General features: G+C 72.8%; 12 protein-coding genes. 8 read left to right on the forward strand and 4 right to left on the reverse strand.

Annotation, left to right across the window (positions count from 1 at the left end; genetic code table 11):
• Positions 1–26: 26 nt before the first annotated feature.
• Together ACFQ87_RS41245 and ACFQ87_RS41250 are read left to right on the forward strand one after the other, a co-directional pair.
• On the forward strand, positions 27–1,136 hold the full coding sequence (locus ACFQ87_RS41245) for a 2-oxo acid dehydrogenase subunit E2 (RefSeq protein WP_380616101.1): 1,110 nt from the start codon (positions 27–29) through the stop codon (positions 1,134–1,136).
• Entirely contained in the window at positions 1,133–1,375 is a 243-nt protein-coding gene (locus tag ACFQ87_RS41250; protein ID WP_380616102.1) for an acyl carrier protein, read from the forward strand. Before ACFQ87_RS41245 ends, ACFQ87_RS41250 begins: the two co-directional genes overlap by 4 nt.
• 129 nt (positions 1,376–1,504) lie before the next feature.
• Here ACFQ87_RS41250 and ACFQ87_RS41255 read toward each other — a convergent pair whose 3' ends face one another.
• Entirely contained in the window at positions 1,505–2,374 is an 870-nt protein-coding gene (locus ACFQ87_RS41255) for a universal stress protein (RefSeq protein ID WP_380616103.1), read from the reverse strand.
• A 462-nt stretch (positions 2,375–2,836) separates the two neighbouring features.
• Here ACFQ87_RS41255 and ACFQ87_RS41260 point away from each other — a divergent pair, with 462 nt between their 5' ends.
• Together ACFQ87_RS41260 and ACFQ87_RS41265 are read left to right on the forward strand one after the other, a co-directional pair.
• Positions 2,837–3,088: a hypothetical protein gene (locus tag ACFQ87_RS41260; RefSeq protein WP_380616104.1), complete on the forward strand. Its 252-nt coding sequence runs from the start codon at positions 2,837–2,839 to the stop codon at positions 3,086–3,088.
• 90 nt (positions 3,089–3,178) lie between these two features.
• On the forward strand, positions 3,179–4,507 hold the full coding sequence (locus tag ACFQ87_RS41265) for an acyltransferase (RefSeq protein WP_380616105.1): 1,329 nt from the start codon (positions 3,179–3,181) through the stop codon (positions 4,505–4,507).
• Here the strand turns inward: ACFQ87_RS41265 and ACFQ87_RS41270 are convergent.
• Entirely contained in the window at positions 4,467–5,819 is a 1,353-nt protein-coding gene (locus ACFQ87_RS41270) for a phosphoribosyltransferase family protein (protein ID WP_380616106.1), read from the reverse strand. The genes ACFQ87_RS41265 and ACFQ87_RS41270 overlap by 41 nt on opposite strands.
• Positions 5,820–6,472: 653 nt before the next feature.
• Between ACFQ87_RS41270 and ACFQ87_RS41275 the strand changes: the two genes are divergently transcribed.
• Positions 6,473–7,192, forward strand: a complete 720-nt coding sequence (locus ACFQ87_RS41275; RefSeq protein WP_380616107.1) for a CBS domain-containing protein — start codon at positions 6,473–6,475, stop codon at positions 7,190–7,192.
• Between the two features lie 261 nt (positions 7,193–7,453).
• On the opposite strand, the gene ACFQ87_RS41280 is transcribed toward ACFQ87_RS41275, so the two are convergent.
• Entirely contained in the window at positions 7,454–8,185 is a 732-nt protein-coding gene (locus ACFQ87_RS41280; protein ID WP_380616108.1) for a CBS domain-containing protein, read from the reverse strand.
• A gap of 51 nt (positions 8,186–8,236) precedes the next feature.
• Here ACFQ87_RS41280 and ACFQ87_RS41285 point away from each other — a divergent pair, with 51 nt between their 5' ends.
• Positions 8,237–8,416: a hypothetical protein gene (locus tag ACFQ87_RS41285; RefSeq protein WP_380616109.1), complete on the forward strand. Its 180-nt coding sequence runs from the start codon at positions 8,237–8,239 to the stop codon at positions 8,414–8,416.
• Positions 8,417–8,803: 387 nt separating this feature from the next.
• Entirely contained in the window at positions 8,804–9,742 is a 939-nt protein-coding gene (locus tag ACFQ87_RS41290; protein WP_380616110.1) for a ribose-phosphate diphosphokinase, read from the forward strand.
• Between the two features lie 94 nt (positions 9,743–9,836).
• Here ACFQ87_RS41290 and ACFQ87_RS41295 read toward each other — a convergent pair whose 3' ends face one another.
• Positions 9,837–10,628 carry a protein-L-isoaspartate O-methyltransferase gene (locus ACFQ87_RS41295; protein ID WP_380616111.1) on the reverse strand — a complete coding sequence of 264 codons (792 nt, stop codon included), beginning with the start codon at positions 10,626–10,628 and terminating at the stop codon, positions 9,837–9,839.
• A gap of 409 nt (positions 10,629–11,037) precedes the next feature.
• Here ACFQ87_RS41295 and ACFQ87_RS41300 point away from each other — a divergent pair, with 409 nt between their 5' ends.
• A complete protein-coding gene (locus tag ACFQ87_RS41300; RefSeq protein ID WP_380616112.1) occupies positions 11,038–11,469 on the forward strand; it encodes a CBS domain-containing protein in 432 nt (143 codons plus the stop codon).
• The last annotated feature ends 445 nt before the right edge of the window (positions 11,470–11,914 follow it).

Consider the following 11,914-nt stretch of genomic DNA (forward strand, 5'->3'; position numbering starts at 1 on the left):
GAGTAAGCTGCTCGGGGGGCGCGGTCATGGCCGTTATTGGCACCGGGATGCCCGGGCCCGAGCCTCAGCCCGCGTCGGCTCCGACGCGGGCCGACGAGCCGGAGGCCACCCCGCTCGTCCGGCACCTGGCCGAGGAGAGCGGGGTGGACCTCGCCGCCGTGCACGGGACCGGTCCCGGAGGGCGGATCACCCGGGCGGATGTCCTGGCCGAAGTGCCGCCCGGCCCGACGGGGAAGCGGCGGGCCGCGTCACGGAGTCCCGCCGCCAGTGCGCAGGCACCGCAGCCCGGGGCTCGGGTCCGGGCGACGCCGCTGGCCCGCCGCGTCGCGGCGGAAGCCGGGATCGACCTCGCCACGGTGACCGGCACGGGCGCGGACGGAGCGGTGCGGGTGTCGGACGTACGGGCCGCCGCCGGCAGGCCGCCTTCAGCCGCGCCCCCGGAGTCCGCGCCGAAGCGTGCCGTCGAGGGCCGGCAGCAGGCGATGCGCCGGGCCGTCGGCGACCTGATGGCCCGCTCCAAACGTGAGGTCCCGCACTACTACCTCTCCACCACCGTCGACCTCTCCACCGCGGTCGGCTGGCTGCGTGAACGCAATCGTCAACTCCCGGTTTCCGAACGGCTGGTGCCCGCGGCCCTGCTGCTCAAGGCTGCCGCCCTGGCGGCCCGGGAGGTACCGCAGCTGAACGGCTTCTGGGCCGACGGCGGCTTCGTTCCAGCGCCTGCGGTCCACCTCGGTGTGGCCGTCGCCCTGCGTGGCGGCGGGCTGGTCGCGCCAGCCATCCACGACGCCGCCGACCTGTCGTCGGCCGAGCTGATGGCACGGCTGCGGGACCTGGTGGCCCGGGCGCGCGCCGGGCGGCTGCGCGGCTCCGAGACCTCCGACCCGACGATCACCGTCACGAGCCTGGGAGACCAGGGGGTGGAGGCCGTCTTCGGCGTCATCTACCCGCCGCAGGTCGCGCTCGTGGGTCTCGGCAAGGTCGTCGAACGCCCCTGGGCCGTCGACGGCATGCTCGGCGTCCGCCCGGTGGTCACCGCCACCCTCTCCGCAGACCACCGTGCCAGCGACGGGGCGACCGGCGCCCGCTACCTGGCGGCGCTCGACCGACTGCTGCAGAAACCGGAGGAGCTGTGAACCATGACCAGGCCCGGGCCCTCCTCCAGGCCGTGCTGACCGAGATCGTCCCGGACGCCGACTTCGAACGGATCGGACCGGACACCAACCTCAGGGAGGCGCTGGAACTCGATTCCATCGACTTCCTCACCCTCGTCGAGCGGCTGTCCGAACGGGCGGGGTGCCGTATCGACGAGGACGACTACCCGCGCCTGACCACCCTCGCGGACGGCGCGGCCCTCCTGGCCGAGCGCACCTGAGCGCGCGGCCGGACGCCGCTCGGCCCCGTCGCCGGGGTCGTCCAGCCCTATGGACGGCGGTGCGGGGCGAGCGAGCCTGGCCGTGAGGGGCGGCACGGCGGAGCCGCCGGTGCCAGGCCGGGGCGGCGGTTACGAGGGTGGTGTGTGTCGGGGCCGCGGGCGTACGACCGCGATCGGGCAGATGCCGTAGTGGAGGAGGCCGTGGCTGACCGAGCCGAGGGCCAAGCCGTGGAAGCCGCCCTTTCCGCGCGAGCCGACCACGGCGAGGTCCGCCCGGTCGGAGGCACGGACGAGTTCGGCGACCGGTTTCCCACGGACCAGGGTCGTCTCGACCTCGACGCCGGGATACCGCTGCCGGAGGGGTGCGAGCTGGTCATCGAGCTGGCGCCGATGGTCGGATTCCACCGCGTCCGGAGAGGGCCCGGCCTCGGATGGTTCCGGCGTGATGGGCATGCTCCAGGCCCGCAGGGCGTGGACCCGGTCGCCGCGCAGGGACGCCTCCTCGAAGGCGAACTCCAGAGCGGCGGCCGAGTGCTCGGAACCGTCGGTACCAACGAGGACCTGCCCGTGGCCCGTGGTGATCGCGCCGACCACGACCACCGGGCAGGCGGCGTGGCCGGCGACCTGCAGGCTGACGGAGCCCATCAGCAGATTGCCCAGTCCTCCTTCGCTGCGAGCGCCGAGTACCATGCAGCGCGCCCGCTCGGACGCGTCGCGGAGCACCTCGGCCGGGGAGCCCGGGACCTGGTCGGATTCCACTTCGAGGCCCGGATGGCTCTCCTTGGCGATCGCCACCGCCTCGGCCAGGATCTCCGCGCCACGGCGACTGAGGCCCTGGGCGCGCCCCGGAGGGAAGAAGGGGAAGTCGGCCTCCCAGCCCGGAAGCACGTGGGCGATCAGCAACGGGCACCCGCGCCGCGCCGCGTCGCCCGCGGCCCACACCAGAGCACGCAGACTCCGCTCGGAGCCGTCCACTCCCACCACCACGGGATCAGTCATCATTCCTCCTGCCCCCGGACATTCGCTCCCGGCAGGGTCGCGCTCGCGGGATGCAGCAGCATCCCGGCCGCCGCGACCGCGCACCCGTCACAGCGGGCGCACATCCCATGCCGGACACCGCTTCCACCACCCCCCTCCAGGCTCCGCCCCGGGGGCGGAGCCTGCCACAGGAGAGCGAACACCGACCCCGCCACCTCTTGGCCCTTCGCGTGCTTTGCTGCGGCGAGACGCCGAGCCGCAGCTTGCCTCCCGCCGGGCTCACGCCAGTGGCCGCCGACCACGCCGCTGCCCAAGCTCGAACGGAAGGCTCGCGTGCTCACACCAGCCACCGGCTGCTCTCACAGAGGCAAGCCACGACCGAACGACCTTGCCATGGAAATGCCTGTCATCACCTCGCTCTGGCCAGCCACGGCCCCGGACGGCCGGAGCGATGATCCGAGGGCACCATGAATTGCACGGCCGTTGCCCGACGAACCCCGCCGTTCGGGAGGCGGACGGGCCGGTTCGGACGGGCCCGGCCGTCGGCAGGCCCTGCCCTCGGTCGGGCTGGCACGCTGGAACGGAGTGCTGGACCTGCCCCACCTTCACGAGGTCCAGCGGCTCGTTGCCGCACTCGCCGAACTGGGGGAGGACGTGAGCCGCACCCGGCCCGCCCTCTACGGAGCGGCCGGATTCAGCGCGCGTCTGCGGTCTGTCGAAGCCCAGACGAGCTGATCCTGGTCGACCTTCCGCGTCTCTACTTCGGCACCCAGGACCTGACCTCACGCGGAGGACCCCGAACGTCCTGGCCGGGAGGGCCGAACCGTGGAACGCAACCGCTATGCGGACCTCCTGCGCGTGGGGGCGATCGGCACGGTTGTTCTGGGCCACTGGCTGCTGACGAACCCCACCTACCGCAACGGGCAGCTCTCGGGCCAGGACGCGCTGCAATACGTGGCCTGGGGGCGCTGGCTCACCCTGCTCTTCCAGGTGATGCCGGCTGTCTTCCTGGTCGGCGGCTTCGCCAACGCGGCCTCCTGGACCGAGCACCACGAACACGGCGGGGACTGGGCGGGCTGGGTGCGCCGACGCGCCCTTCGGCTGCTGTGGCCCGTCACGGTGTACCTGGCCGCGGTCTTCCTCGGGGTCAGCGCAGCCCGGGCGAGCGGCGTCGGCACGAGCGAACTGGCGCGGACCGGTTGGTACATCGCCCTGCACCTGTGGTTCCTGCCGGTCTACCTGCTGCTGATCGCCCTCACTCCCGTGCTCCTCGCCGCGCATCACCGATGGGGCTTGCGGGTGCCCGTCGTGATGGCCATCGCCGCCGCGGCCGTGGATCTGGCGGTCCTGGGCCCGCGTCTGCCGGTGGTCGGCTTCGCCAACTACCTGCTGGTGTGGGGCTCCATGCACCAGTGGGGATTCGCCTGGCACGACGGTCGCCTCACCCGCGGCCGGCGCCCGTTCGTGATGGCCGCGGCCGGTGCGGTCATCCTCGCGGGCCTGCTGGCCTGGGGCCCGTTCCCGGTGGACATGGTCGGCACCGGCCGCCGCGCCGGCAACACCACGCCGCCGTCCATCGCCCTGCTCGCCTTCGCCGCCGCCCAGTGCGGCCTCCTGCTGGCGGCACAGCCCGCCGGGCGGCGCCTGGTCGCCACCGCGAAGCGGCAGGACCGGATCGCCCGCCTCAACCGGGCGGTGATGACGCTCTACCTGTGGCATCCCGTCCCGGTGGTGATCGTCGCGATCACGCTCTACCCGGCCGGCATCGTGCCCCAGGCCGCTGTCGGCTCCTGGCAGTGGTGGGCACTGCGTCCGCTCTGGATCGCCGTCCTGGCCCTGCTGCTCGTCCCCTTGGCCCTGGCCGTGCAACGGGCGCAGCGACCGCTGCGCCGCCTCGCCGCCGACCCGGTACGTGGCGGGCGCAGGTCGGCCGTTCTGCTCGCCTGCGGCCTGGCCGTGATCCTGCCCGCTCTGGCCCGACTGGCCGTCAACGGCTTCGCCCCGGCCGGGCACCCTGCCGGGGCCGTCCTCGCCCTGTACGTCGGCGGGCTTCTGCTGGTCCTGTTCTCCCGCCGATACCGTCCTCGGCTGGGTCGGCCCCGGCGGGTCGGCCTCAGGGCGCAGGGTTCGACACCGGGGCGAGGTGGGCGGTGAACCACCGCGCTGCCAGGTCGGCGGCCTCTTCGAGGGCCCCGGGTTCCTCGAACAGGTGGGTGGCGCCCGGGACGATGGCGAGTTGGTTCTCACAGTGCAGCCGGGCCTGGGCCTGCTGGTTGAGGTCGAGGACCGCGTGGTCGTCACCGCCGACGATGAGCAGGGTGGGCGCGGTGACGCCCGGCAGGCGGGGGCCCGCGAGGTCCGGCCGCCCGCCGCGGGAGACGACCGCCCGGGCCGGGGAGTCCGGTTCCGCCGCCGCCCACAGCGCCGCGGCGGCTCCGGTGCTGGCACCGAAGTAGCCGATCGCGAGGTCGCCGGTGTCGTCCCGGCCGAGCAGCCACCGGGTGGCGTCGGTCAGGCGGTGGGCGAGCAGGGCGGTGTCGAAGACGTTCGCCCGGTCGAAGGCCTCCTCCTCGGTGAGCAGGTCGAACAGCAGGGTGGCAAGACCCGCCCGGTTCAGCTCGCCCGCGACGAACCGGTTGCGCGGGCTGTGCCGACTACTGCCACTACCGTGGGCGAACACCACGATCCCGACTGCCCCTTCGAGTACGGTCAGCTGCCCGCCGAGCCGTACCGGGCCGGCGTACACGATCACCTCCGGATCGGAGGTCCTCACCGCAGGGGGCCGTGCGGGGTGGCGCGAAGCGGGGCCGGGCGGCCTGTCACCGCTCATCCGGGCGGCGGCCTCGTCCAGGCAGGCGGTCACCTCGGCGTCGGTGGCCTGCGCGAAGTCCTCGTAGAACTGGCCGATCCCGTAGAACTCCCCGGGCGTCGACAGCGCCACCAGCTCGTCCGCCGCGTCCACCAGCCCGCGGGTCCAGCCGGCCGGGGCGACGGGGACGGCGAGCGCGACCCGGGCCGCGCCCAGGTTCCTGGCGATCAGGCACGCCGCGAGAGCGGTCGAACCGGTTGCGACCCCGTCGTCCACCACGACCGCCGTACGGCCGGTGAGCTCGGCGCAGGGCCGGTCACCCCGGTACCGCCGTGCCCTGCGGTCCAGCTCGACCCGCTCCCGCGCCTCCACGGCGGCCAGGTCCTCCTCTGAGATCCGTGTCGCCCGCATCACCGCCTCGTTGACGATGCGCACGCCGCCCTCGCCGATTGCGCCCATGCCCAGTTCCGGCTGGAACGGCACGCCGAGCTTGCGCACCACGATCACGTCCAGCGGTGCGTGCAGCACCTTCGCGACCTCGGCTGCCACCGGTACGCCACCGCGGGGAAGCCCGAGGACGACCACGTCCCCGCCCACGAGGTGCCTGACCCGCTCGGCCAGGCGACGGCCCGCGTCCACACGGTCGACGAAGTACATGACCCGCCCTCCTCCGGATCCGCGGAAATACGGCTGCACCCGGGCATCCGCTCCCAGCCGCTCCCCACGATCCTCCTTCCAGCAGGTCCGCGCGAACGGCGGAGCCAGCGGGCCGTCCGCCTCCGCCGACCCGTCGGACCTGGGCACGCCCTCTTGGCCCCGCACGAGCGGCGCACTGCCGACGCACCTGCACGACGTCGTCGCCCGCGAGGTGACGGACTCCGTCGAGGAACTGCGACGGTAGGTCGGCGAGCCGTTCGTCGAGGTTGAAGTCCACTGCGTCCCTGTCGTTGTCGTACCGCCCGAACCGCCCGCCGCACCGGCGTGAACAGGCTGCGTGAGCGGCAGTCGGGACAGCCGACCCGCCCGTCGTCCGGTCTGAATGACGCTGCCGGAACGATGGGACGGACCATCGGCCGGATGGTCTTCGTTGGCGTGGGTCCAACCCGGACAAGGTCCATCACCGTTCCGGCATGGGCCCACTGGCTCATGCCGGGACAGCTCCGCTGGGCCACGATGAGAAGCAGTTGGACTGACGCCTCGGTCAGCGTGAGGAGGCGGCTGCCAGGCCGGCATCCACCACGCGCCCTGCCCGCTGGCCGTCATCCCCACGACTGAGCAGCGGGGCCCGCGCCCGCGAAGGAGCGACAACCATGCACCGCACCGTCCAGGACGTGATGACCCAGGAGGTGGTCGTCGCGCACCGTGACACCGCCTTCAAAGAGATCGCCGATCTGCTCGATCGCAACGACATCAGCGCCGTCCCGGTCATCGACGACGCCAACCATCCGGTCGGCATCGTCTCCGAAGCCGACCTTATCCGCGCGCAGGCCCGCCAACCGGGCGCCACCGGCCGCCCCGAGGCCCGCTGGCTCCCTCCTCACGGCAGGTTCCGCGCCGAGGCCGAGAACGCCGACACCCTGATGAGCAGCCCGGTCGTCACGGCACGGCCCGAATGGACCCTGGTGGAGGCCGCCCGGCTGATGGACCGTCGAAACGTCAAGCACCTGCCGGTGACCGACCGTGACGGTCGTCTGGTCGGCATCCTCAGCCGCCGTGACCTGCTGCGGCCGTTCCTGCGCCCGGACGACATGCTGCGACGCGAGATCGTCGAGGACGTCCTCGACCGCACGCTCTGGCTCCCGCCCGACGCCGTCGACGCCACCGTCGACAACGGCGTCGTCACCCTGACCGGCACGGTCGAACGCAAAAGCCTGGTCCCCGTCATCGAGCGCCTCTGCCACGCCGTCGACGGAGTCGTGGCCGTTCACCAAACGCTCCACTACACCTCCGACGACAGCCACATCGACGTCAGCGCCGCCGAAACACGCGGCATGCCCAGACCGCACTCCGCGACCCACCCACCGAAGTGATCGTGCAGACCGGGAGGCATGGTGACCTTCCCGGCCCGCGGCTCGTCCGGACAGTGCCTGCGTCTGACGCTGCCGGGCGTGGGGGGCCATGACCCCCCCGCTACGCGCCCGCTGGCCTGCTGCTGCGCGACAGGCAGAGTGCCGTGGGCTCGGCCGCGCCCGCATCCGGCGAAAGACGGATGTGGGTGGACGCGTCGTGCTCGCCTGTCGCCTGGTACCGGCCGGGCACTCACGTGGCTCGGACGGTCCGGCGCGTCCGGTTCAGGGCACCCCGGTCCGGCGCTCCTGCCGGTGCGGCGGGAGGCCGGGCAGCAGGAGGTGCGGCCCGCCGGACGGCGCCGGGCGCTCGACCGGAGCCGTCCACCGGACCGGCTGCCGACCGGCGAACGCGGCAACCAGGTCGCAGGCCGTGACCAGGCCCGCCAGACGCCCGTGTTCGTCGGCCACGACAAGTGCGTCGACGCCGGTCAGGCTGAGGACGACCGCTGCGCGGTGCAGCGTGTCACCGGGGTGGACCTGAGCGGGGCGGTGGCCCTGGATCAGCTCGCGGACAGTCGTGTGCGACAGCGCGGTGGTTGGAGCGGCACAGGCGACCGCGAGGTCGGCCCGATCCAGCAGGCCCATGCAGCGGCCGTCGGAGCGCACGACCGGGAGGTGCCGGTACCCGGAGCGTTCCAGCAGTTCCCATGCGATCAGCACGCTCTCGTCCTCGGTGACGGCGTACAGCGCGGTGCACATCAGCTCGGCCACCGTCCGTGTGCCGGAGGGCGTCTCCGCGTGGGCCTGAGGATTCATGGGCATCTCCATCCCTTGTGACGGCACCCGGTACGCCTCGGCGGTCTCCTCGAAGCGCTCCTGCGCGTCGGGCTCGCCGCTGCAGTCCGGGTGGTACCAGCGCGCGAGATCCCGGAAGGCCCGCTTCAGCGTCTTCTGGTCGGCGTCGGGCGGGACCCCCAGGATCGCGTAATAGTCCCTGTGGCCGGTCGTCGCCATGACCCCAGGCTCGCTCGCCGACGCCATGACGGATAGGGGCCCACCGGCCCCATGCCCGGACAGCCAGCCGCCGGCTGGACGGCCGCCGCCATGACCGCCGGGGCCGTCTCACTCCTGTGCCTGGCCGCCTGGAAGGGCTCGGTCGGCGTGCTGGACCACCACCGCTACGCCCAGTGGGACATGGAGTGGAACCAGGTCGAACCGCGCTGGTCCAAGCGACTCCCCGACTGAGCGAATCGGCGCGGCCGGTGATCCGAACCGTCGCCGCCCTGGTCCTGCCCGGGACGGCGCCGTGGCTGGGGGAGCCCAGCACAACAGAAGGAGGACTCTGTCCGCTTCTTGCGGAACACGATCGCACGGTTCGCGACGCTCAACGCCGCTGCTCCGCATCTCGACCCGGAGTCCTTCTTCCACTTATATGATCCCCGTTTCCCCCTCCGGAAAACCAGATCCGGCCCGGCCGGGCGGGGCCGACCGGCCTATGAAGGCCAGGGCGTTCGCCGCTGCCCGCGCCTGAGCCGCATGACACGCTGGTGTGCAGAAGGGCTTGCCGGAAGAGACGGCGAGCCGGCGCCCTGACGGCCGGACATCGAAGAGTCTGACCACCGGGAGGATGCGATGACCATCCCGCGGATCTTGTCGGGCACTGCCCATCCCGCACTCGGCGACGCCGTCTCGGAGGCACTTGGCACCGAGCCGGTCGAGTGCGAGGTGGAACGCTTCCCCGACGGCGAACTGCAGCCCGTCGTCGGCCACGTGCGGGGCGAGGACGTGTACGTGGTCCAGCCCACTGGACCCGAGGTGAACGAGCACCTCGTCGAGCTCCTGCTGCTCCTGGACGCCTGCCGCCGCGCGGGCGCGCAACGGGTCACCGCCGTGGTGCCGTACTTCGGCTACGCCCGGCAGGACCGCCGGGCCCGGGCCGGGCAGTCGGTCGGCGCCCGGGTCGCGCTCGACGCACTGGCGGCGGCCGGCGCCGACCGGCTGGTCGTGGTCGACCCGCACACCCCGGCCCTCGAAGCGATGAGTTCCATCCCCGTGGAGTCACTGACCGCAGTGCCGCTCCTCGCCGGCACCCTGGCTGAGCGCACGCCCCCAGCCGCCGTGGTGGTCTCGCCCGACCTCGGTGCCGTCGAACTCGCCGAGCGCTACGGCGCGTTGCTCGGCCGACCGGTCACCGTCGTCCGTAAGACCCGCTTGTCCGGCAGCGCCGTACAGGCCGAGGAGATCGTCGGCGACGTCGCAGGCCAGCCCATTCTGGTCGTCGACGACATGATCAGCAGCGGCGGCACGATCGAGGCGGCCGTCCAGGTCCTGCTGGCCCACGGCGCGGCGCCCGACATCACCGTCGCCGCCACCCACCCGCTGCTCGTGGACCGGGCCCCCGCCCGGCTCGCGCGCCTCCCGATCAGTCTGCTGCTGGTCACCAACACCGTTCCCCCGGGCCGCATCCGCACCCTGCCCCACCGCGTGCGGTCCGTGGCGCCGCTCCTTGCCGAGGCCGTCGCGCTGCTGCACAGCGGGGAGCCGCTGGACACCCTCCTGATACGTGCCTGATCCAACGGTCGTGGCCATGAGCCGCAGGGGCTCCTCGGCCCCGGACCGGCGACCGCCGTAGGCCGCCGTACGACAAGGTCCCACGTCCACCGGATCAAGGCGGGAAGCCGTACTCGCCGTGGAGGCGGACGAACCTCGCCGCGATGAGCACCCGCTCGCGTTCCAGCCCCGCGGCCGTCCGCCGGAAAGCCACGACGTCCTCCCGGCCGCCCGGCCTGATGGGCTGGACGAGACGGCCACCGGGCCGGAGCTGCTCGACGAGCGGTGGGGGAACATCGGGATGCGCGGCCGACACCAATACGGCGTCGTACGGGGCACGCCCGGGCACTCCTTCGCTGCCGTCCCCGACGAACAGCTCGACATTGGTGACACCCTGCCGGTCGAGGTTCTGCCTTGCCTGTGCGGCCAGGTCCGACCACAGCTCGATGCTCACCACGTCGGCCGCGAGGCGCGCCAGCAGAGCCGTCTGGAAGCCGAGACCGGTGCCCACTTCGAGAACGTGCTCGTCACCGATGAGGGCGAGGCCCTCGATCATCGCCGCGGACAGCGACGGCTGTGTGGTCACCAGCCCGTGCGGGATCGGGACCGGCGTGTCCTGGTACGCGATTCCCTCCTGCCAGGCCGGGACGAACCCCGCGCGCGGGATCGCACGAATCGCACCGAGCAGCCGCTCGTCGCGGACACCGGCTGCACGCGCCGCGCGCACCAGATCCTCCGGGCAAGCCCCGCTCATCTTTCCTCCCGCTCCGAACTCGGAACCGAGTGCTGGTTCTTGACAGCGCCCAGCGGCACAGGGAGGGCGAGGGCGAACCGCCTCGGGCACCTCCGCGGAGAGCAGCGTCTCCGGTGTCGTCGAGCGCCGCAGTTCCTCGGAGACACTGTCCATCCGCTACCCGACGGGCGCGGTGAGCGGGCCGAGCCCCGACGGCTGCTGCGTCGCCCCGCGCGCTCGGTCTGCCCGGACCGTGGACCACGCCGCTCCGTCCTTCCAGGCTCGTTCCGTGCTCCACAGCGGGCAACCCCCTTCGCCACGGTGGCTCGACCGGGACCGTCGCACCGCTCACACCACACGCCCGATTCCGACGAATGGCCCGGATGCGCAAGGCCCATGGCGCGGACGACCCTGGAGGAGAGGGCTCCCGTCCGTGGGGCGGCGGGCGGCTGATACCCGGCCCGGGCGGGTTGATGTCGTCGGCGCGGTACCACGTCGGTCCGCCGTACCGAGCCGGGGCCCGCTTGCCGGGACCCACGCACCACACGACCCCGGGACTCGCACCTACGAAGGGACGGCGGTCATGGTCACTGCACGCGACATCATGCACACCGGGGCGGCCTGTGTGCAGGAGAGCGAGACGCTGGAGGCGGCGGCGCGGCGGATGCGTGAACTGGACGTCGGAGCCCTGCCGATCTGTGGCGCCGACGACCGGCTGCACGGGATCGTCACCGACCGCGACATCGTGGTGAAGTGCCTCGCCGAGGGCCGGGACCCCAGGACCACGACCGCGGGCGAACTCGCCCAGGGCAAGCCGGTCACCGTCGACGCCGACGCGGACCAGGGCGAGGTCCTGCGGCTCATGGAGGAGCACCGGATCCACCGCCTGCCGGTCATCGAGGCCCACCGGCTGGTCGGCATCATCAGCGAGGCCGACATCGCCCGGCACCTGGACCGGCACGAGATCGCCGAGTTCGTCGAAGCCGTCTGCGTGCCCCGCCAGAGCCTTCCGTAACCGCCCGTTGGCTGCGGACCGCACACACAGAACCGAACCGCCGCGCGACAGCGGCGGATACGCCGTCACACGGAGGTACGACGATCACGGTGGCCCCATGTCCCAAGCGCAGCGATGCGCTGTCGCGCTTCTGGCAGAAGGCCCCGGTCAGCACCTGCCTCCACGGTCTCCTCCGCCGGTCCGGTGGACGTGGGGAGTGGGCCGGCGCCAACGGCCGTGTGCCGGTCCACCCTTGTGCCCGGCATGGTGCCGTGACGGGCACGCATGGCGGGGTAGGAGGTGGACGCTGAGGGCCGCGCAGAACAGGGAGACGAGCAGGATCTGGCTGCGCTCCGGAACGCCGATGAGACGCGATCCGGTCAGCACCGTCGTGACCTCCCCGAGGCCCAGGGCTGCCACCGCCAGCCCGCTCGCCAACGTGAACGTGCCGAGCCGGTGATGGCCC

Source organism: Kitasatospora sp. NPDC056531, assembly GCF_042794375.1.
Taxonomy (GTDB): Bacteria; Actinomycetota; Actinomycetes; order Streptomycetales; family Streptomycetaceae; genus Kitasatospora.